This window comes from Rhodococcus sp. Chr-9 (assembly GCF_000801125.1).
Taxonomy (GTDB): domain Bacteria; phylum Actinomycetota; class Actinomycetes; order Mycobacteriales; family Mycobacteriaceae; genus Rhodococcus; species Rhodococcus pyridinivorans.
Genome location: NZ_JTIZ01000006.1, coordinates 1 through 19,961, shown reverse-complemented (window position 1 = coordinate 19,961; position 19,961 = coordinate 1). Strand labels below are relative to the sequence as shown.

The following is a 19,961-nucleotide window of genomic DNA, read 5'->3' as shown; positions in this document are numbered from 1 at the left end:
CCGAGTTCCTACGACCGCCGACGGGCCCGCACGTAGTCGGCGACGACCGCCGCCCCGAGACCGTCGACATCGGGCGCGACCACTCGTCCCCCGACGCGACGCGCCAGCACGTCGACGACCCGCGCGAGCCCCGGATCGCTGCCGAGCCGGAAGATCGTGACCTGGGCGCCGAGCCGCGCGATGTGGTCGAGTTCGCGCACCGTCAGCCCCAGAGTGCGTGCGCTCGGCGGGTAGTCGAAGGCCGCGAAGCCGTCCGGTTCGAGGTGAGCGGTGGGTTCACCATCGGTGACGACGAAGACCACCGGCTGCGCGTTGGGATGTCGACGCAGGTGACGACCCGCGAGCATCAGGGCGTGGTGCAGATTGGTGCCCTGCTCGTAGACGCCGTCGAGCCCGGCGAGTTCGGGCGCCGACACCACACGGGCGTGCCGGCCGAACGCGATGAGCTGCAGCGCATCCCCGCGGAAGCGCGTGGACACGAGATGGTTGAGCGCGAGGGCCGTGCGTTTCATCGGCACCCAGCGACCGTCCATGACCATCGAGAACGACGTGTCGACGAGCAGCGCGACCGCCGCCTGCGTCCGCTGCTCGGTCTCGATCACCTCGACGTCCTGCACCGACATCCGCACCGGCAGACCGGGACTGCGCAGGGTCGCGTTGGTGAGGGTCCGTACGACGTCCCACGGTTCGGTGTCGCCGAACTCCCATGCCTTCGACGCGCCGGTCGGTTCGCCGAGCACACCCGCCCGCCGCGACTCGCGTTGCCCGGTGCGCGACGAGATGCGGTTGACGACGTCGCGCAGCGCCGCTTCGCCGAGCCGGCGCATAGCCTTGGGCGACAGTCGCCACTGCCCGTCGGCACCGCGGTCGAAGAAGCCCTGCCGCTGCAGTTCTTTCTCGAGCTCGGCGAGGGTGCGTGCATCGGCCGCGGCCTCGGGTCCGAGATGACGGGCGAGCGCGTCGAGGTCGATGTCGTCGAGGGACGCCCCGGCGTACTGCTGCGACAGCTGCTCGGCGAGCTGGTCGAGTTCGGACAACTCCTGCAGCGCCGAGGTGGCCTCGCCGAGACCCATGCCCTGTTCGCCGCGCACCTGCTCGGAGCCGGTCCAGTCCTCGCCGGGACGCGCGGCCCGCAGGTGGCCGTCGAGACGGTCGAGCTGGCTCATCAGATCCGGGGATCCGAACGCCTGCTGTGCGAGAGCGTCGAGTTCGTCGCGTTGCTCGGGGGTGAGGGAGTTGCGCAGCCGCTGCGCCGCCGCGGCCCGCTGTGCGAGGGAGTCGAGCAGTTCCTCGACGTTCTGCGGGTTCTCCGGGAAGAACTCGCCGTGCTGGGCCATGAACTGCTCGAAGTCCTCCTCGGTGTCCTCACCGCGGGAGTGCTTGTCGAGCAGGTCGTTGAGGTCCTCGAGCATCTCCGAGATGCGTTGCCGGTCCTCGTCGGTGGCCCCCTCGAGCGCCTGCTTCATCCCGGAGAAGCGCTGGTCGAGCATCTCCCGGCCGAGCAGGTCGCGGATCTTCTCGTAATCCTGTCGGGCCTGCGCGCTGCGCCAGTCGTAGTCGGCGAGTTCCTGCACGGCCTGCGCCGTCGACGGCGGCAGTTCCTCGATCCGCATCTCGGCGAACCGCGCGTCGTCGTCGAGGGCCCTGGCCAGTTCTTTGCGTTCCTCGAGCACGGCGCGATCGAGAAGCTCGCGCACCTCCTGGAGGGTGCCGTCGAGGTTGGTGCGGTCGAGCAGCTGCCGTCGACGCCGATTCGCCTGCGCGGCAAGCTTGTCGAGGCCACGCATACCGTCGTGACCGCGGCGCAGCAACTCCCGCAGGGCGCGCTTGGGTGAGGCGCCGGCCATGACGTCGTCGCCGATCGCGGCGAGCGCGTCGCGCAGGTCCACCGGTGGGGCGAGCGGATCGCCCCCGGTATACGGACCGTAGCGGGCGGACCTGCTCATCGGGAGTACACCGCCGAGCCGTCGTCGCCGGTGTCCTTGGCGATGCGCCGTGCCAGATACAGACCTTCGAGGGCGAGTTCCACTGCCGCAGCGCGACTTCCGGTGTCGGTGGCACCGAGCCGTTCGGCGACGGCATCGAGCACAGGCAGTTCGGGGAGTTCGTCGAGCAGCACCTTCGCGGTGATCCGCTCACCGGTGACCACCGGCTCGCCCTGCTCGACGGCGGAGACGAGCGGCCCGAGATCGACGCCCGCGAGTCGCGAGCGGGCCGTTTCGGCCGTCGCGCGCCGGAGGAGATGATCGAGGACCTCGAATTCCCTTCCTTCCTCGCCGGATTCGAACTCGACCTTGCCTCGGAGCACCTCCACGACGGTGCCGAGATCGACGGGACGCGCGACCGGATCGTCCTCGCCGAGGACCGCACCGCGATGCAGGGCCGCGGCCGAGACGGTCTCGGCGCCGGCGACGGCGAACCGTGCAGAGACACCCGAACGCTGGTCGACGGACGTCGATTCGCGCAGCAGCCGGGTGAACCGTGCCAGGATCTCGAGCAGATAGTCGGGGACGCGGGCCTGCAGATGCGCCTCCTGCTCGATGACGGCGATCTCGTCCTCGAGTCGCGTCGGGTAGTGCGTGCGGATCTCCGCTCCGAAGCGGTCCTTGAGCGGAGTGATGATGCGGCCGCGATTCGTGTAGTCCTCGGGGTTCGCACTCGCCACGAGCAACACGTCGAGGGGCAGGCGCAACGTGTAACCGCGCACCTGGATGTCGCGTTCCTCCATGACGTTGAGCAGCGACACCTGGATGCGTTCGGCCAGGTCGGGCAGTTCGTTGACGGCGACGATGCCGCGGTGCGCGCGGGGCACGAGACCGAAGTGGATCGTCTCCGGATCACCGAGGCTGCGGCCCTCGGCGACCTTCACGGGGTCGACGTCGCCGACGAGGTCGGCGACCGAAGTGTCGGGCGTCGCGAGCTTCTCGGCGTACCGCTCGCTGCGGTGCCGCCACGCGACGGGCAGGTCGTCGCCGAGTTCGGCGGCCCGGCGGATCGACGCCGGGGTGATGGGCTCGTAGGGATGCTCGCCGAGCTCCGAACCGGCGATGACCGGGGTCCATTCGTCGAGCAGCAGCGGCAGGGTACGTAGCAGGCGGGTCTTGCCCTGACCGCGTTCGCCGAGCAGGACCACGTCGTGACCGGCGATGAGGGCGCGTTCGAGCTGCGGGACGACGGTGTCCTCGAAACCGAGGATGCCGGGCCACGGATCGGTACCGTCGCGCAGCGCAGCGAGCAGGTTGTGCCGGATCTCGTTCTTGACGGACCGTTGCACGTGGCCGGAGGCGCGGAGCTCGCCGACCGTGGAGGGGCGCGGTGTGGGTGACGTCACCTCACCCAAGGTACGACCGAACCGCCGTTTCGGCATCCGCGATCCCGCGACCGGTCCGCCTACACTCGCCGCATGGACACCTGGATCCTGGCGGCCCTGCTCGGGCTGGGGCTCGCGGCCGCCACCGGGCTGCGCACCTTCCTGCCGCTGCTGCTCCTGTCGGTCGCGGTCCACTTCGAACTCTTCGGGGTCGTCCTCAACGAATCGATGCAGTGGCTCGGGTCCACCTCGGCGCTCGTCGCCCTGACGATCGCCACCGCCGTGGAGGTCGTCGCCGACCTCGTGCCGCTCGTGGACAACGCACTGTCCGCCCTCGGCACGGTGACCCGGCCGGTCGCGGGTGCGCTTGCGGCGTGGGCGGCCTTCGCGAGTCTCGATCCCGCGATGGCGGCACTCGCGGGCATCGTCATCGGCGCCCCGACCGCCCTGGCGGTGAGCACGGCGCAGACGGGCACGCGGGTCGCGAGTACCGCGACCACCGCCGGTTTCGGCAACCCGGTGCTGTCGATCGTCGAGAGCGTCGCCTCGTTCGTCACGTCGCTGATCGCGCTGCTCGCTCCCCTGCTCGTCGTCCCGCTGCTGGCGCTGTTCGGATGGCTCGGCGTACGGGGCTACCGTCGGGTACGCCGGGCCCGTTCGTCACGCACGAAACCGACGCCACACCGCGGCGCCCTCGACACGGGCCGGTCCGGCGACTTCTGATAGACACATGACATGTCGGACACCGAGATCACCTTTTCCAGCGGCGACGTGACCCTGCACGGCAGCCTGCGGGTACCCGTCTCCATGAGGGGTCCGGTGCCCGCCGTGCTGCTGCTCGCCGGCAGCGGTCCCACCGACCGCAACGGCGACAGCGCACTGCTCCCCGGATCGATCGGCACCCTGCGGCATCTCGCCGACGTGCTCGAACGCAAGGGATTCGCGAGTCTGCGCTACGACAAGCTCGGCAGCGGTGTGACCGCGCTCGGCCCGTACAGCGTCGAGGACGTCGCCGATCTCGGTTTCTCGACCTTCATCGACGGCGCCGCCGACGCGCTCGCCTTCCTCGGTTCGCAGCGCGGGGTCGACCCGGCGCGGCTCTACGTCGTCGGGCACAGCGAGGGCGCGCTGATCGCGCTGTCGCTCGCCCAGGACAACGACTCGATCGCCGGACTCGGCCTGCTCGAACCGCTCGCCGTGCGCCTGCTCGACCTGCTGACCGCCCAGATCGACGCACAGCTCGACGCCGTCGTCGCCGCGGGACAACTTCCCGTCCAGATCGCCGATGAACTGCGGGTCGCGCTCACCGGCGCGGTCGAGTCGCTCCGCGCCGACGGCACCCTCAGCGACACTCTCCCCGAGCCGCTGCGCAACGCCGGGCTCGTCCCCACCAACGCGAAGGCACTCGCCGAGGAGGACGCGCTCGATCCGCGGATGCTCGCCGCACAGGTCGCCGGCGACCTGCCGGTGCTCACCGCGGTCTCGTCCAAGGACATCCAGGTGCGGGTCGAGGACGTCGACGCGCTCGACGCGGCACTCGTCCACACCCGTCTGACGTCGCTGCGCATGACGCGCACCAACCACGTGCTCAAGGACATCGGCGACCAGCAGTCGACGGGCGCCGACTACGTCGCCGACCTGCCCTTCTCCGACGAGTTCACGTCCGGTTTCGAGGCGTGGCTCGACAAGCTGAGGGGCTGATCGGCCCACCCCCACGCACGGACGACGCGGAAATAACAAATGTCCATTCCGCGTTGTTCGTGTATGGTCATCCGTTAACCAACTGGTTCACATGAGAAAGGTACGGTCCGATGCGATACAAGCACATGTACGTAGCCGGTTGTTCCGTACCGTTTTCTCACTTCTTCTTCCACTTCGCGGCGGAGCGATCCCGAGAATAGAAGTCACACGACGACTCGTTCTCGGGCACTCGGGGCACATACGCCCCGGGTGCCCTTTCTCTATCCCCGACCGCGACCCGTACAAGATCACCTCGACAGGAGAAACACCATGAAACTGAGAATCGAATCCGGCGGCACCGTGTCGACCGAACTGCCCGACGACCTCACCGGTCACGCCATCACCATCGACCTGAGCCGGGTCGGCGGTACCGAGAGCGGCGCCGCCTCCGCGGATCTCATCCGCGAGCTGCTCGACCGCGGCGCTGCCAAGCTCGTCATCTCCGAGGGGCGCGGCAAGCGCACCGTCGAACCCACCGCGCACGACAACGGCACCCACGCGCACGCCGCCTGAGCGACGATGCGCGTGGGTGCCGCGCGTGTGTGTTCGTGACTAGTGCGCGAAGTGCCGCGCGCCGGTGAGGTACAGCGTCACGCCGGCCTCGCGAGCGGCCTCGATGACCTCGTTGTCGCGCACCGAGCCACCCGGCTGCACGATCGCCTTCACGCCGGCCTCGGTCAGCACCTGTAGACCGTCGGCGAACGGGAAGAAGGCATCCGACGCGGCCACCGACCCGGCGACGCGATCACCCGCACGGGTGACGGCGAGTCGCGCCGAGTCGACGCGGTTGACCTGACCCATGCCGACACCGACGGTCGCGCCGCCCGAGGCCAGCAGGATCGCGTTGGACTTCACTGCACGGCATGCGCGCCAGGCGAATTCGAGATCGCGCAGCGTGGCCTCGTCGGCTGCCTCGCCGCACGCGAGCTGCCAGTTGGTGGTGGAGTCGCCGTCCGCGGTGAGCACGTCGCGCTCCTGCAGGAGCAGCCCGCCGGAGATCTGACGGATCTCGACCGGAGCCGACTTCGGCGAATCGGCGCGCAGGATGCGGATGTTCTTCTTGCGGGAGAGCACGTCGACGGCACCGTCGGCGTACGACGGGGCGATGATCACCTCGGTGAAGATCTCGGCGACCTGCTCGGCCATCTCGACGCTCACCTCACGGTTGGCGGCGATGACGCCACCGAAGGCCGAGACCGGATCGCACTCGTGCGCGTTGCGGTGCGCGGTGGCGATGTCGTCGGCGATCGCGATGCCACACGGATTGGCGTGCTTGATGATCGCGACGCACGGCTCGCTGTGGTCGTGCGCGGCGCGCCAGGCGGCGTCGGCGTCCTGGTAGTTGTTGTAGGACATCTCCTTGCCGTGGAACTGCTCGGCCTGCGCGAGCCCCGGCTCACCGGCCTCGTTCACGTACAGGGCCGCGGCCTGGTGCGGGTTCTCGCCGTAGCGAAGGACATTCGCGCGGGTCCAGGTAGCGCCGGTCCACGCCGGGAACTGCGACTCGTCGCCCTCGGGCGCCGCGTAATCGCTGTTCATCCAGCTCGCCACCGCGACGTCGTAGGCGGCGGTGTGCTGGAACGCCTGCGCGGCAAGACGCTTTCGCTGCTCGAGGGTGAAACCGCCACCCTCGACGGCGGCGAGCACGTCACCGTAGGCGGCCGGGTCGACGACGACTGCGACCGACGGGTGGTTCTTCGCCGCGGCACGCACCATCGACGGGCCACCGATGTCGATCTGCTCGACGCACTCGTCGGGGCTCGCACCCGAGGCGACCGTCTGCGTGAACGGGTAGAGGTTCACGACGACGAGTTCGAACGCCTCGATGCCCAGATCGGCGATCTGATCGAGGTGGTCCTGCTTGCGGGTGTCGGCGAGGATGCCGGCGTGCACGCGCGGGTGCAGGGTCTTCACCCGGCCCTCGAGGCACTCGGGGAAGCCGGTCAGTTCCTCGACCTTCGTCACCGGCACGCCTGCGTCGGCGATGGTCTTGGCCGTGGAGCCGGTCGAGACCAGCTCGACACCTGCCGCGTGGAGCCCTGTCGCCAGCTCCACCAGCCCGCTCTTGTCGTACACGCTGACCAGCGCGCGGCGCACAGTCTTACGTTCGGTCACCGGGGATCACGGCCTTTCGTCCATCGGAAACAACTCCACGGGTGGCGACGGCGGCGACCATCTCGGCCAGCAGCCGCCGCTCCACAACCTTGATGCGCTCGTGCAGGGTGTCCTCGTCGTCGTCGTCGAGCACCTGCACGGCTTCCTGCGCGAGGATCGGTCCGGTGTCGACTCCCCCGTCGACGAGATGCACCGTCGAACCGGTGACCTTGACGCCGTAGGCCAGGGCGTCGGCGACGGCGTGCGCGCCGGGGAACGACGGCAGCAGCGCGGGATGAGTGTTGATGATGCGGCCGGCGAACCGTTCCAGGAACGCCGAACCCAGGATCTTCATGAAGCCTGCGGACACCACGAGGTCGGGTTCGTGGGCGGCGACCGCGTCGGTCAGCGCGCGGTCCCACGCGGTGCGGTCCTCGAAGTCGCGCAACGCGACGCGGAACGAGGGGATCCCCTCGTCGGCGGCGTGCCCTTCGGCGGGGCATTCGCGGTCGACACCGACAGCGACGACTGTCGCGGGATATCCGTCGGTCCGGGTGGCGTCGAGCAGCGAACGCAAGAGGCTGCCCGTGCCCGAAGCGAGGACGACGAGCCGCGCCGGCGCGGTGGGCGGCAGCTGGTCACGCGAGGCAGTCAGGGTCCACTCCTGTGAAGTCGAGGTGGGTCGGCCGATCGACCGGCCGTAGGAGAGCCTAGTCGGCACCCTTTTCGGCCTTGTTCGCGACCTCCTCGGCGGGCTCGTCGTCGTCCTCGGCGTCATCCTCGTCGACGACCTCGACCACCTCGGCGTCGATGACGTCGTCGGCGTCCGCATCCTCTTCGAGGCTCTCCGCGTCGTCCTCGGCAGCCTCGTCCTCGTCGACTGCGGCGGCTTCGTCCTCGTCGGCTTCTGCCACCTCGCGCTCGGCGGCGGTGGTGTCCTCTGCCACAGGAGCTTCGAGTGCCGAGGTCTCGTTCTCGGCCGCCTCGAGTTCTCTGTCGGCTCCTGCATCAGCGGCGTCGTCGGCCTCGGCCGCGTCCGTCGCATCCTCCGAGGTCTCCTCGTCCACCTCGGTGTCGGCGCGCAGTGCCACCGCGGCCAATCGTCCTTCGCGCCACACGAGCAGCTGCGCCGTGATGATGCCGAGCAGGCCCGACCAGGCGAAGACGAGGATGCCGGCGAGCCACCAGTTGGCGCCGACCGTGCCGAAGACGCCGAGCGGGCCGCCCGCAACCCAGGTCGCCAGCGCCGTGACGAGTCCGGCGCCCGCTGCGGCAGCGAGCACCGTCCATGAAGCGTCGGCGCTGCCCACCGGGGCACCGTCGGCCTTCGCCTGCAGGGTTCGCTGCGCGGCGAAACGTCCGAGCAGCGCACCGACCGTCGCCGGAACGGCCAGCAGCACCGGCCAGAACGCTGCGGCCGGACCCGAGGGGACCGCCGCGAGCACCGGCAGCGCCGGGAGGTCACCGCCCGTCGCCTCGAACAGGCTCAGGTGGATGTCGCCGACGTGCACGGTGCTGCCCGCCAGAACGGCCGCGGCACCGATGATGACGTTGGGCAGGTACAGGATCGACATCACCGTCAGCCCCAGCACGCCGGTCCAGTGATCCCCGCGCGCGAGCAGTTCACCGACGACGTTCCACGACCACAACAGTCCGGCGACGACCGCCACCCCACCGAGGGCGAACATCCCCAGCAGCACCCGCAGTGCCGGACGGAAGGCGAGCACGAGCCAATCGGGAGCCGAGTAGTAGCGCACCAGCGGCTTCCACACACGGGAGCCGATACCGATGAGAGCCGCGGCCAGGTAGATGGCGGTGACCCACGCGAGCGCGGCAGCTGCATTCGGAGGCGTCACCGGCAGCACGCTCGCCGCATCCTGCAGCACGATCAGCGACGCCGCGGTCACCAGTAGCGGGCCGGCGAGGACGGCGACGGTGATGCGCGAGACATCCTGACGGTCGAGGGCGTACCCACTGTTCTCGACGAGCGCGTCGGCCGCGGACGCACACCCGCGCGCCGCCTGCCACACCAGGACCGCGGTGGGCAGCAGCGGCAGCACACCGAGCGACGTGCCGTCGATCGTGAGCGTCACCTGGTGCAGTGCGAGCCACGTGCCGGCGATCGCAGCGTAGATGCCGGTGAGGTCGCTGTTGGCGACGACCATCGTCGTCACGACGATGGTGGCCACGACGGCGAGCGTCACCGCCGGAACGCGGGCCGCGGTGCCGAGCAGGATGCGAAACCGCTCCGGGTCCAGGCTGTCGTCGTCGGTTGGAACGTGCCGGGTGGACCGGCCGAGCGTCGAAGTCATCGGTTCGAGAGTGTCACCGACACGGCGATCGTGGTGTCAGGCGCGCCGATCACCGCTGGTCGTCCGGTGCGCGGAAGGCCTGCGTGGCGTCCTGGTCGCCGGTCGCAGTGGTCCCGGTCTCCTCGCGACGTTCCGTGCCCGTCGTGTCGTCATCGGACACTGTGCCGTCCGCCCGGGTGGCTGGGCCGTCCGCCCGGGTGTCGGTGTGGTCCGTCGAGTCCTGAGCGCCGTGCGGTTCCTGGACCGGGTACTGCTGGGTCGGCTGCGCACCCGTGTACTGCTGGCCGGCGCCGTACTGCTGGGCACCGGAATACTGTGCTCCCCCGCCGTACTGCTGAGCGCCCGGGAACTGCTGAGCGCCCGGGAACTGCTGGGAACCGGGGAACTGCTGGGCTCCGCTGTACTGCTGCCCGCCGTACCGCTGGGCGTCCGGATACTGCTGGGAACCGCCGTACTGCTGCGACCCCGAATACTGCTGCGCGCCGGAGTACTCCCCCGACGTCTGCTGTCCGGGATACGCCTGGTGTCCGGGATGCGGCGCACCGAACTGGGACTGCCCGACGGCTCCCTGCTGCGAGCCGTAGGGCTGGCCGTATCCCTGCGGACCGTAAATCTGCGGCGAACCGGAGCCCTGGGGCTGACCTGTTCCCGCACCGGTCCCGAATCCCTGGTACTGCCCGGCGCTCTGCGGCGACCCGAAGGAACTCCGCTCACCCGACCGGCCGGACACGAGGATGCCGAGGCCGAACAGCAATGCGACGAGCGCCAGCGCGAACTGCAGGAAACCGAGGACGAGGATCGTCACGCCGCCCCACGCGATCCCGGTGTCCTCGGGCAGATGGAAGAGCTGGAACAGGGATGTCACGAAACCGACGCCCGACGCCGCGACGGCCACCGCACGCAGGTCCTGGCCGGGGAGCAGCGACAGCGCCGCGCTCACACCGCCGAAGAGCAGGAAGGCCAGCGGCACGACGGCGAAGCCGAAATCGAAGGACGTGAGCGCCACCTGCGAGCCGAAGGTGATGTTCACGAAGGGCGTGAGGCCGAGGAGGAAGTTCACGGCACCGAGCACGGCCACCGCGAGTGGCAGCAACAACGGCACCACCTTGCTCTGGGCGGATGCGCCTGCGGGGAATGTCATCGATTCTCCTGCCGTCGATCGGTGTGTGTCGGTCACTCGTCCTGCAGTCAACAGCCTAGGGACTACCCGAGAGAATGGGGTCCATGCCGCACACTCTCGCCCCGGGCCCCGACGTCGTGGTCGAGACGGAGGTGAAGCACTCGCGTTTCCTCGCCGCGGTTCGTCGTGTCGACACGGCCGACGCCGCGCTCGCCTTCGTCGACGAACAACGCCGACTGTATCCCGATGCCCGACATCACTGCTGGGCGTTCGTGGTGGGTGACGACCCGTCGGCGCGTGCCGAGCGGTCGAGCGACGACGGGGAGCCGGGCGGCACGGCCGGCATCCCGATGCTGCAGGTCCTGCACCACCGGGATCTGGTGAACGTCGCGGTGGTGGTAACCCGATGGTTCGGAGGGATCAAGCTCGGCGCGGGCGGGCTGGTGCGCGCGTACTCGGGTGCGGTCGCGACGGCCTTGGACGAGGCGCCCCTCGTCGAGCGCAGGCAGCAGGAGAAGTTCACCCTCGCGATCGATCACGGCGAAGCAGGTCGCGTGGAGGCGGAACTGCGCGGCCGCGGGGTCGCAGTGCTCGACGCGGCCTATGCGGACCGGGTGGTCCTCACCGTCGCGGGGCGCGAGCGGAGCGAACTGGAGGGCTGGGTGGCGTCACTGACGTCCGGGGCGGGCGAACTCGAACCCGCGGGAGTCGACTGGATCGACTCCTGAAACGGCGCGTGCGCGCCTCCCGATGGCGGAACGCCACCGGAAGGCGCGCACGGAAGGCGACGCTGCTGTCAGAGCGACTGCAGGATCTCGCGAGCGAGCGCAGCGGTCTCGGACGGCGTCTTGCCGACCTTCACGCCGGCCGCCTCGAGAGCGTCCTTCTTGGCCTGAGCGGTGCCCGAGGAGCCCGAGACGATGGCGCCGGCGTGGCCCATGGTCTTGCCCTCGGGAGCGGTGAAGCCTGCGACGTAGCCGACGACGGGCTTGGTCACGTTGGCCTTGATGTAATCGGCCGCGCGCTCCTCGGCGTCGCCGCCGATCTCGCCGATCATGACGATGACCTTGGTCTCCGGGTCCTTCTCGAACGCCTCGATGGCATCGATGTGGGTGGTGCCGATGACCGGGTCGCCGCCGATGCCGATGGCGGTCGAGAAGCCGTACTCGCGCAGCTCGAACATCATCTGGTAGGTCAGGGTGCCCGACTTCGAGACGAGGCCGACCGGACCCTTGCCGGCGATGTTCGCCGGGGTGATGCCGACGAGCGCCTCACCCGGGGTGATGATGCCGGGGCAGTTGGGGCCGATGATGCGGGTCTTGTTGCCCTTCTGGACGTTGTACGCCCAAGCGTAGGCGGAGTCCTGCACCGGGATGCCCTCGGTGATGACCACGAGCAGCGGGATCTCCGCGTCGATGGCCTCGACGATGGCGTCCTTCGAGAAGGCCGGGGGAACGAACGCGATCGAGACATCGGCGCCGGTCTCCTTCATGGCCTCGGCGACGGAGCCGAAGACGGGGAGCTCGACCGGGTTGCCGTCCTTGTCGGTGTGCGAGACCGTCGTGCCGGCCTTGCGGGCGTTCACGCCGCCGACGACCTGGGTGCCGGCCTTGAGCATGAGCGCGGTGTGCTTGGTGCCCTCGCCGCCGGTGATGCCCTGGACGATGACCTTGGAATCCTTGGTAAGGAAGATTGCCATTGTTCTGTGTGTCCCTTTACTTCGCTGCGAAGGCGAGTTCGGCCGCCTTGTCGGCAGCCTCGTCCATGGTGGCGACGACCGTGACCAGCGGGTGGTTGGCCTCGGCGAGGATGCGGCGACCTTCGTCGACGTTGTTGCCGTCGAGGCGGACGACCAGCGGCTTGTTGGCCTCGTCGCCGAGGATCTCGAGGGCCTTGACGATGCCGTTCGCGACCGCGTCGCACGCGGTGATGCCACCGAAGACGTTGACGAACACGCTCTTGACCTGAGCGTCGTTCAGGATGACGTCGAGACCGGCAGCCATGACGGCCGCAGAGGCGCCGCCACCGATGTCGAGGAAGTTGGCGGGCTTGACGCCGCCGTGCTTCTCGCCTGCGTAGGCGACGACGTCGAGGGTCGACATGACCAGGCCGGCGCCGTTACCGATGATTCCGACCTCGCCGTCGAGCTTGACGTAGTTGAGGTCGTTCTCCTTGGCCTTGAGCTCGAGGGGATCCGTGGCGTCCTTGTCCTCGAACTCGGCGTGGCCGGGCTGACGGAAGTCGGCGTTGGCATCCAGGGTGACCTTGCCGTCGAGGGCGAGGATCTGGTCGTCCGGGGTACGGACGAGGGGGTTGACCTCCACGAGAAGAGCGTCTTCCTTGACGAAGACCTCCCACAGCTTCTGGATGGTCACGGCTGCGGCGTCGAGGACCTCGGCGGGCAGGTGGCCCTTCTCGGCGATCTCGCGCGCGAACGCGAGGTCGACACCCTTGACGGCGTCGACGGGGACCTTGGCGAGGCGCTCCGGCTTGGTGGCGGCGACCTCTTCGATCTCCATGCCGCCCTCGACCGAGCACATCGCCAGGTAGGTGCGGTTGGTGCGGTCGAGCAGGAAGGAGATGTAGTACTCCTCCGCGATGTCGCTGGCCTCGGCGACCAGGAGCTTCTTGACGATGTGACCCTTGATGTCGAGCCCGAGGATGTTCTCGGCGTGGGTCTGCGCGTCGTCCGCGGTGGCGGCGTACTTCACGCCACCGGCCTTGCCGCGGCCGCCGACCTTGACCTGGGCCTTGACCATGACCGGCTTGCCGATTTCCTCCGCGATCTCGCGGGCACCGGCGACAGTGTCGGTAACACGGCCGGCCGACGTCGGCACGTCATGCTTGGCGAAGAGTTCCTTCGCCTGATATTCGAAGAGATCCATCTGCTCACCGTCTCGTCTGCGTTCACGCCCGCTCCGGGGTATCGAGCGGGTCGTTTCGGACTCTAGTTTCTCGGCCGGGCCGCGGATCACTCGCGGCAGTCCCATGTGGCACAGGTCACGCGCGCGTAGGTCCGGGAACGACTTCACAGTTCCCCTCCCGGGACGTGGCGGGCGCCACGTTCGAGCGGAGCACTCGGTTCAGAATGACAGGTACCCACTCGCTCCCCGACACCGGATCCCATGCTGCCGCGATGCAACAGACTCGTGACGTGTCGGAAAACAGTGTTTGGAGCTCTGGCCGCTGGGGCATGTCCCAATTTGCCCCGGTTTGCACTGTGATGCCACTCACATAACGTCCGCCGGACGAACTACGGCTTGCCACCCCCGCGATCACTTCGTTACCGTCGCCTGGTCGAAGTAACGATGAGGTCACGAACGGAGGATGGCGATGCGCTCTGGTAACCCGAGTGCCGAGAGCCGAACCCGCCGTCCCGAATCGGCACCCGAAGACTGGAATGCCTGGGAAGCCGCCACGATGGACTTCCGCAACACCGGCCCCGGTTCCGAGCCCACCTACTACTCCGACTCCTTCGGCCACGCCGTCCGCGACGACCGCTTCGCGCAGGATCGTCGCGACGAGAGCACCGACGTCACCGCTCCCGCATCCCGCGGTGGAGCCCATCGACTTCCCACTCCCCCCACTGCCCTCAAGGGCCGCGCCGCAGTCTTCGCGGTCGCCGCAGGCGCCGTGGTCGCCGCGGGCCAGGCCGCAGCCAATGGTGGTCCGGGACAGAACACCGAGCACTCCGAGGTCGCTCTCGCCGCCGGCGAAGCCGATTCCTCGATCATCACGGCCACCGCAGTGCCGCAGGCCGCACAGTTCGCGCCGAGCGCCGACGCCGAGCCGTCGCAGGCCCCGCAGGTGCTCAACATCGCCGACCCGAACGACCTGTCGCAGTTCTCGAATCTCCTGGCCAAGGGCCAGCGATTCAGCGAGGAACGCGCTGCGCGCGAGGCCGCGGCCCGTCGCCCGCTGTTCGTCCTCCCCGCCGCGGGGTCGTTCACCTCGAACTTCGGCGCACGCTGGGGCACCCTCCACGCCGGCGTCGACATCGCAGGCCCCATCGGCACCCCGATCCTCGCGGTCGCCGACGGTGAGGTCATCGATTCCGGCCCGGCTTCCGGCTTCGGCATGTGGGTCCGCCTCCTCCACGCCGACGGCACCATCACCGTGTACGGGCACATCGACCAGTCCCTGGTGACCGTGGGTCAACACGTCATGGCCGGCGACCAGATCGCCACCATGGGCAACCGCGGCTTCTCCACCGGCCCGCACCTGCACTTCGAGGTGCACCTCAACGGCGTCGACAAGATCGATCCCGTCCCGTGGCTCGCCACCCGGGGTATCGCCCTCGGCATCCAGCGCGACTGACCGACCTCGCCGCCGTACGTTCGGCGTGCGTCCCGTTCCGCCCTCTTTCCCGCTTCGGCGCGGACCCGTTCTTTCGTGCGAATCCGCGCCTGACACAGGCTTTCAGGGCATCACAGTTTGATCATCGGCACACCGCCGACGAGCATCAACCGCACCTTGCCGGCACTGCCGAAGTCGATCACGACGGTGGCCGTGGGGCCCGAGCCCCGAGTTTCGAGAACCGTTCCGAGACCGTACTTGTCATGGCTGACGCGGTCGCCGACGTCGAGCACCAAGTGATTGTTGCGTCCGCGCGCCGCACCGAAACTCGGTGTTCCCGAGGATCCGCGCCGCTCGCCCGCACCGAACCGTGAACCGGTGCCCGAGCCGATCGTCTGACCACGGGCGGGCGTGGGCTCGAGGCGTCGCCAGTCGATGAGGTGCTGCGGAATCTCTTGCAGGAAACGAGACTCCGGATTGGTGAGCGGCTGCCCCCAGGACGAACGCAACACGGCCCGCGTGAGATAAAGACGACGCCGGGCGCGCGTGATGCCGACATACGCGAGTCGCCGTTCCTCGGACAGCTCGGCCGGATCGCCGAGGGCACGCATGTGCGGGAACTGGCCGTCCTCCCAACCGGTGACGAACACAACCGGGAACTCGAGGCCCTTCGCGGTGTGCAACGTCATCAGCGTGACCACACCGGCCTCGTTCTCCGGGATCTGGTCGGCGTCGGCGACGAGCGAGACCTTCTCGAGGAACGCCGCGAGCGATCCTGGTTCGGGATCCCCCTCTTCACGTTCGTCGTCGACGATCCCGGCCGCGTTACGGACGTCGGCACTGAATTCCCTTGCCACGCTGACGAGTTCGTGGAGGTTGTCGAGACGGGCGCCGTCCTGCGGGTCGTCGCTCGCCGACAACTCGGCGCTGTATCCGGTGCGATCGAGGATCGCCTCGACGACGTCGCCGATGTCCACCATGTCGTTGCCGTCGGCGTCGCTCGCGACGAGCATCGCCCGCAGGCCGTCCATCATCTCGACGAAACCGGCGATCGCCTTCTGCGCCCGCGTGTTCAGCAGCGCGACCTTGCCGGCCGCGGCGTCGGCGAGGGCCTGCCCGAAGCTCACACCGAGCCGCTCGGCGTGCACCGCCACGCACGCCTCGGCACGATCGCCGATACCGCGGCGAGGGGTGTTGAGGATGCGGCGCAGGCTCACCGTGTCGTCGGGGTTGTCGAGCACCTTCAGGTACGCAACGACGTCGCGCACCTCCTTGCGCTCGTAGAACCGCACACCGCCGACGACCTTGTAGGGCACACCGTGCCGGATGAAGACGTCCTCGAACGCGCGGGAGGCATTGTTGGTGCGGTAGAACACCGCGATGTCGGAGTAGGTGGTGTCGCCGCCGTCGACGAGCCGGTCGATCTCGGCGGCGACGAACCGCGCCTCGTCGTGCTCGTTGTCGGCGACGTAGCCGGTGATGAGTTCGCCCTCACCCGAATCGGTCCACAGCCGCTTCTCGCGGCGACCCGTGTTCTTGGAGATGACGGAATTGGCCGCCGACAAGATGTTCTGGGTGGAGCGGTAATTCTGTTCGAGCAGGATCGTGCGCGCCTGCGGATAGTCGCGCTCGAACTCCTCGATGTTGCGGATCGTGGCGCCGCGGAAGGCGTAGATCGACTGGTCGGCGTCGCCCACCACGCACAGTTCGCTCGGGGGGACGGCGGATTCCTCCTCCGGATCGCCCACGAGGGTGCGCACCAGCACGTACTGCGCGTGGTTGGTGTCCTGGTACTCGTCGACCAGGACGTGACGGAACCGGCGCCGGTAGTACTCGGCGACCTGCGGATGAGCCTGCAGCAGCGCCACCGTCTCGCCGATGAGGTCGTCGAAGTCGAAGGCGTTCGCCGTGCGCAGGCGCTGCTGGTAGTGCGCGTAGACCCGAGCGACGACGCGGGTGAGTTCGGTGGCCGCCGAATCGGTCTCCGCCTCGTGGGCGGCTTCTTCCGGCCCGATCAATTCGTTCTTCAGGTTCGAGATCTGTGTGGACAGCAGCCGGGCGGAGTACTTCTTGCTGTCGAGTTCGAGATCCTTCGCGATCATCGTGAGCAGACGACGGGAATCGTCGGCGTCGTAGATCGTGAAATTCGAATTCATGCCCTGCAGCAGACCCGCCTGCGCGCGCAGGATCCGGACGCAGCTCGAGTGGAAGGTCGAGACCCACATCGCATTCGCGCGCGGCCCCACCAGAGCCGCCACCCGCTCGCGCATCTCGGCGGCGGCCTTGTTGGTGAACGTGATGGCGAGCACCTGACCAGGGACGACGCCGCGCTCGGCCAGCAGATAGGCGATGCGACGCGTGAGCACCGCAGTCTTGCCGGAGCCCGCGCCCGCGACGATCAGCAGCGGGGCTCCTTCGTGCGTGACCGCTTCCCGCTGCTGCGGATTGAGCCCTTCGAGAAGAGCATCGGATCCGGGGCGGGAGTTTGCGAGCGCGACGGGAGTGTTCATCGTTTCACCAAACTACCGGACCGTTCGGACAACGGATCCGGACCACACAGTCGATCAAGCCGAGTGGCAGGGCCTACATGGTGAGTGGCAAACTGGAGACCATGTCTTCTGTCCTTTGCAGGCTCGGATCGAGTTCCGGTTGTCGCTGTCGATTCCCGACTGCCGGCCCGACCCGATACCGGTAACAGCCGCTCCCATACGGGCGATCCTTCAGAGCAGATGCGAGGAGACGACATGAGCACGCACATCGATTCTTCCCTTTCCGGCGAGCCGGACCAGGCGAACGCCGGAACACCGGCCGCGACCGACGACACCGCAGTGCCCACCGAGGCCGAGATCGAGGAGCTCCGCAAGGAGATCGATCGTCTCGACGCCGAGATCCTGGCCGCGGTCAAGCGCCGCACCGAGGTCTCCCGCATGATCGGGCGTACCCGCATGGCGTCCGGCGGTACCCGTCTCGTGCACAGCCGCGAGATGAAGGTCCTCGAGCGGTTCAGCGAGTTGGGCCAGGAAGGCCACACCCTGGCGATGCTGCTGCTCCGCCTCGGGCGTGGCCGCCTGGGCCACTAACGGCGAGGCCGTCCGCGTCACTGACGGCGAGGCCGTCCGCGTCACTGACGGCGTGGCCGTCCGCGTCACTGACGGCGAGGCCGTCCGCGTCACTGACGGCGAGGCCGTCCGCGTCACTGACGGCGTGGCCGTCCGCGTCACTGACGGCGAGGCCGTCCCGACCATCGCCGAGTTCCCTACTGCAGGGCGATGTACTTGGTTTCGAGGAATTCCTCGATGCCTTCGGTACCGCCCTCGCGTCCCAGCCCGGAATCCTTGATTCCGCCGAAGGGGGCCGCGACATCCGAGACGACACCGCGGTTCACACCGACGATGCCCGTTTCGAGCGCATGCGACACGCGCAGGGCCCGGTCGAGGTCGCGCGTGAAGATGTAGGCAGCGAGCCCGTAGCGGGTATCGTTCGCCGCTGCGAGGGCTTCCTCCTCGGTGTCGAAGCCGGTGACGGCCGCGACCGGCCCGAAGACCTCTTCCTGCAGGATGCGGGCCTGCTTCGGCACGTCGTCGAGCACGGTGGCCGGGTAGAACCATCCCGGTCCGTCCGCGGGTTCACCGCCCAGGCGCACCGAGGCACCCGCCGACACCGCGTCCTGCACGAGTTCGATCACGGTCTTCTTCTGGTTCTCGTTGACCAGGGGGCCCAGCGTCGCGTCGGGGTCCGTTCCCGGCCCGAGCTTGTACGACGCCATGCGTTCGGTGAGCTTGGCGACGAAGGCGTCGCGCACCGAGTTGTGGACGTGGAAGCGGTTCGCGGCCGTGCAGGCCTCTCCCCCGTTGCGCAGCTTGGCTGCCACCGCGCCCTCGACCGCGGCGTCGAGGTCGGCGTCCTCGAAGACGACGAACGGCGCGTTGCCTCCGAGCTCGAGCGAGGTGCGCAGCAGCGAACGACCGGCCTTCTCGGCGAGCATGCGCCCGACCTCGGTGGAGCCGGTGAAGGTGAGCTTGCGCAGCCGGGGATCCTCGAGGAGCGGCCCGGTGACCTCACCGGCATGTGAGGACGGGAGCACCGACAGGACACCCTTGGGTAGTCCTGCCTCGTCGAAGAGCTGCGCGAGCAGCTGGATCGTGAGGGGCGTCTCGGACGCGGGCTTGACGATGATCGTGCATCCCGCCGCGAGGGCGGGACCGATCTTGCGGGTTCCCATCGCGAGCGGGAAGTTCCACGGTGTGATGGCCAGGCAGGGACCGACGGGTTGTTTCGTCACGAGAACGCGACCGGTGCCGGCAGGGGCGGGCGTGTAGCGACCGGCGATGCGGACCGCCTCCTCGGAGAACCATCGCAGAAATTCGGCGCCGTAGGTCACCTCCGATCGGCTCTCCGGTAGTGCCTTACCCATCTCGAGTGTCATGAGCAGCGCGAAGTCGTCGGCGCGTTCGGTGATCTTCCGCCACACCGTCCGCAACAGTTCGGCGCGTTCTCGCGGCGGGGTCGCAGCCCATTCCGGACCGGCCGCGACGGCCGCGTCGAGGGCCCGCAAGGCATCACCGGGCGCGGCATCGGCGACACGGGTGAGTTCGTCACCGGTCGCGGGATCGTGGACTCCGAAGGTGGCTCCGTTCTCGGCCGCCACCCACTCACCGCCGAGGAACAGGTCGGTGGGGACGGACCGAATCAGTTCTGCAGCATCCATATGCCCCATCATGCGCGTCGCGGTCGCTCGCTGTGGGAAACCGAGGGATCCCTTCGTCACACACCGGGGCCCAGTTGCACACCGGGCGCACCGTGTCGGGGCGCACTACTGTCGACGACATGAGCGACGTAACCGCAACGGCACCGTGGAAAGCTGTGGAAGACCATCGCGACCGGCTCGAATCGGTGTCGCTGCGGCAGTTGTTCACCACCGAACCCGACAGGGTCTCGGCGTTGACGGTCCCTGCCGGGGATCTGGTGATCGATTTCAGCAAACAACGCCTCGACACCCCGGTCGTGCAGGCCCTGCTCGAGCTCGCCGACACCGCGGGGATCGCCGCGGCTCGGGAGGCGATGCTCTCGGGTGCGCACATCAACGTCA

16 protein-coding genes and 1 pseudogene are annotated in these 19,961 nt (G+C 68.7%); 7 read left to right on the top strand and 10 right to left on the bottom strand.

The window, feature by feature from the left end; genetic code table 11:
• Nucleotides 1-8: 8 nt before the first annotated feature.
• A complete protein-coding gene (locus QR64_RS00550; protein WP_039583543.1) occupies nucleotides 9-1,946 on the bottom strand; it encodes a vWA domain-containing protein in 1,938 nt (645 codons plus the stop codon).
• The gene (locus QR64_RS00545; RefSeq protein ID WP_039583560.1) at nucleotides 1,943-3,331 is read right to left on the bottom strand and encodes an ATP-binding protein; all 1,389 of its coding nucleotides are present in this window, start codon (nucleotides 3,329-3,331) and stop codon (nucleotides 1,943-1,945) included. The genes QR64_RS00550 and QR64_RS00545 overlap by 4 nt, the downstream gene beginning before the upstream one ends.
• Nucleotides 3,332-3,403: 72 nt before the next feature.
• Here QR64_RS00545 and QR64_RS00540 point away from each other — a divergent pair, with 72 nt between their 5' ends.
• From QR64_RS00540 to QR64_RS00530, 3 genes are all read left to right on the top strand, one after another.
• Entirely contained in the window at nucleotides 3,404-4,033 is a 630-nt protein-coding gene (locus QR64_RS00540; RefSeq protein WP_039583541.1) for a DUF4126 domain-containing protein, read from the top strand.
• A gap of 12 nt (nucleotides 4,034-4,045) precedes the next feature.
• A complete protein-coding gene (locus tag QR64_RS00535) occupies nucleotides 4,046-5,011 on the top strand; it encodes an alpha/beta hydrolase (RefSeq protein ID WP_039583540.1) in 966 nt (321 codons plus the stop codon).
• A 309-nt stretch (nucleotides 5,012-5,320) separates the two neighbouring features.
• Nucleotides 5,321-5,563, top strand: a complete 243-nt coding sequence (locus tag QR64_RS00530; protein ID WP_006553768.1) for a hypothetical protein — start codon at nucleotides 5,321-5,323, stop codon at nucleotides 5,561-5,563.
• 39 nt (nucleotides 5,564-5,602) lie between these two features.
• On the opposite strand, the gene purH is transcribed toward QR64_RS00530, so the two are convergent.
• From purH to QR64_RS00510, 4 genes are read right to left on the bottom strand one after another with little or no spacing between them, the layout of a single operon-like run.
• Nucleotides 5,603-7,165, bottom strand: a complete 1,563-nt coding sequence (purH, locus tag QR64_RS00525; RefSeq protein ID WP_006553767.1) for a bifunctional phosphoribosylaminoimidazolecarboxamide formyltransferase/IMP cyclohydrolase — start codon at nucleotides 7,163-7,165, stop codon at nucleotides 5,603-5,605.
• The gene (purN, locus tag QR64_RS00520) at nucleotides 7,152-7,799 is read right to left on the bottom strand and encodes a phosphoribosylglycinamide formyltransferase (protein ID WP_024103172.1); all 648 of its coding nucleotides are present in this window, start codon (nucleotides 7,797-7,799) and stop codon (nucleotides 7,152-7,154) included. Before purN ends, purH begins: the two co-directional genes overlap by 14 nt.
• A gap of 55 nt (nucleotides 7,800-7,854) precedes the next feature.
• Complete coding sequence (locus QR64_RS00515; RefSeq protein WP_052227146.1) at nucleotides 7,855-9,456, bottom strand: DUF6350 family protein; 1,602 nt, start codon at nucleotides 9,454-9,456, stop codon at nucleotides 7,855-7,857.
• 49 nt (nucleotides 9,457-9,505) lie between these two features.
• On the bottom strand, nucleotides 9,506-10,597 hold the full coding sequence (locus QR64_RS00510; protein ID WP_039583539.1) for a DUF5336 domain-containing protein: 1,092 nt from the start codon (nucleotides 10,595-10,597) through the stop codon (nucleotides 9,506-9,508).
• Nucleotides 10,598-10,680: 83 nt separating this feature from the next.
• Here QR64_RS00510 and QR64_RS00505 point away from each other — a divergent pair, with 83 nt between their 5' ends.
• A complete protein-coding gene (locus QR64_RS00505) occupies nucleotides 10,681-11,304 on the top strand; it encodes an IMPACT family protein (protein WP_006553763.1) in 624 nt (207 codons plus the stop codon).
• Between the two features lie 68 nt (nucleotides 11,305-11,372).
• On the opposite strand, the gene sucD is transcribed toward QR64_RS00505, so the two are convergent.
• Together sucD and sucC are read right to left on the bottom strand one after the other, a co-directional pair.
• Nucleotides 11,373-12,275 carry a succinate--CoA ligase subunit alpha gene (gene sucD / locus QR64_RS00500; RefSeq protein ID WP_006553762.1) on the bottom strand — a complete coding sequence of 301 codons (903 nt, stop codon included), beginning with the start codon at nucleotides 12,273-12,275 and terminating at the stop codon, nucleotides 11,373-11,375.
• Nucleotides 12,276-12,291: 16 nt separating this feature from the next.
• Entirely contained in the window at nucleotides 12,292-13,461 is a 1,170-nt protein-coding gene (gene sucC, locus QR64_RS00495) for an ADP-forming succinate--CoA ligase subunit beta (RefSeq protein ID WP_006553761.1), read from the bottom strand.
• Nucleotides 13,462-13,903: 442 nt separating this feature from the next.
• Between sucC and QR64_RS00490 the strand changes: the two genes are divergently transcribed.
• Entirely contained in the window at nucleotides 13,904-14,893 is a 990-nt protein-coding gene (locus tag QR64_RS00490; protein WP_006553760.1) for a M23 family metallopeptidase, read from the top strand.
• Between the two features lie 110 nt (nucleotides 14,894-15,003).
• On the opposite strand, the gene pcrA is transcribed toward QR64_RS00490, so the two are convergent.
• The gene (gene pcrA, locus QR64_RS00485; RefSeq protein ID WP_039583536.1) at nucleotides 15,004-17,382 is read right to left on the bottom strand and encodes a DNA helicase PcrA; all 2,379 of its coding nucleotides are present in this window, start codon (nucleotides 17,380-17,382) and stop codon (nucleotides 15,004-15,006) included.
• 234 nt (nucleotides 17,383-17,616) lie between these two features.
• On the opposite strand from pcrA, the gene QR64_RS00480 reads away from it, so the two are divergent.
• Nucleotides 17,617-17,952 (top strand): chorismate mutase, encoded by a 336-nt coding sequence (locus QR64_RS00480; RefSeq protein WP_006553758.1) that lies wholly within the window; start codon nucleotides 17,617-17,619, stop codon nucleotides 17,950-17,952.
• A 176-nt stretch (nucleotides 17,953-18,128) separates the two neighbouring features.
• On the opposite strand, the gene QR64_RS00475 is transcribed toward QR64_RS00480, so the two are convergent.
• Nucleotides 18,129-19,580: an NAD-dependent succinate-semialdehyde dehydrogenase gene (locus QR64_RS00475; protein WP_006553757.1), complete on the bottom strand. Its 1,452-nt coding sequence runs from the start codon at nucleotides 19,578-19,580 to the stop codon at nucleotides 18,129-18,131.
• 119 nt (nucleotides 19,581-19,699) lie between these two features.
• Between QR64_RS00475 and QR64_RS00470 the strand changes: the two are divergent.
• Nucleotides 19,700-19,961, top strand: a pseudogene (locus QR64_RS00470) (glucose-6-phosphate isomerase); the annotation flags it as partial.

What these genes read in the sequence shown, in the direction of transcription:
- QR64_RS00550 (WP_039583543.1), bottom strand. Translation starts at nt 1,946, where the DNA reads ATGAGCAGGTCCGCCCGCTACGGTCCGTATACCGGGGGCGATCCGCTC.
- QR64_RS00540 (WP_039583541.1), top strand. Translation starts at nt 3,404, where the DNA reads ATGGACACCTGGATCCTGGCGGCCCTGCTCGGGCTGGGGCTCGCGGCC.
- QR64_RS00535 (WP_039583540.1), top strand. Translation starts at nt 4,046, where the DNA reads ATGTCGGACACCGAGATCACCTTTTCCAGCGGCGACGTGACCCTGCAC.
- QR64_RS00530 (WP_006553768.1), top strand. Translation starts at nt 5,321, where the DNA reads ATGAAACTGAGAATCGAATCCGGCGGCACCGTGTCGACCGAACTGCCC.
- QR64_RS00515 (WP_052227146.1), bottom strand. Translation starts at nt 9,456, where the DNA reads ATGACTTCGACGCTCGGCCGGTCCACCCGGCACGTTCCAACCGACGAC.
- QR64_RS00510 (WP_039583539.1), bottom strand. Translation starts at nt 10,597, where the DNA reads ATGACATTCCCCGCAGGCGCATCCGCCCAGAGCAAGGTGGTGCCGTTG.
- QR64_RS00505 (WP_006553763.1), top strand. Translation starts at nt 10,681, where the DNA reads ATGCCGCACACTCTCGCCCCGGGCCCCGACGTCGTGGTCGAGACGGAG.
- sucD (WP_006553762.1), bottom strand. Translation starts at nt 12,275, where the DNA reads ATGGCAATCTTCCTTACCAAGGATTCCAAGGTCATCGTCCAGGGCATC.
- sucC (WP_006553761.1), bottom strand. Translation starts at nt 13,461, where the DNA reads ATGGATCTCTTCGAATATCAGGCGAAGGAACTCTTCGCCAAGCATGAC.
- QR64_RS00490 (WP_006553760.1), top strand. Translation starts at nt 13,904, where the DNA reads ATGGCGATGCGCTCTGGTAACCCGAGTGCCGAGAGCCGAACCCGCCGT.
- pcrA (WP_039583536.1), bottom strand. Translation starts at nt 17,382, where the DNA reads ATGAACACTCCCGTCGCGCTCGCAAACTCCCGCCCCGGATCCGATGCT.
- QR64_RS00480 (WP_006553758.1), top strand. Translation starts at nt 17,617, where the DNA reads ATGAGCACGCACATCGATTCTTCCCTTTCCGGCGAGCCGGACCAGGCG.
- QR64_RS00475 (WP_006553757.1), bottom strand. Translation starts at nt 19,580, where the DNA reads ATGGATGCTGCAGAACTGATTCGGTCCGTCCCCACCGACCTGTTCCTC.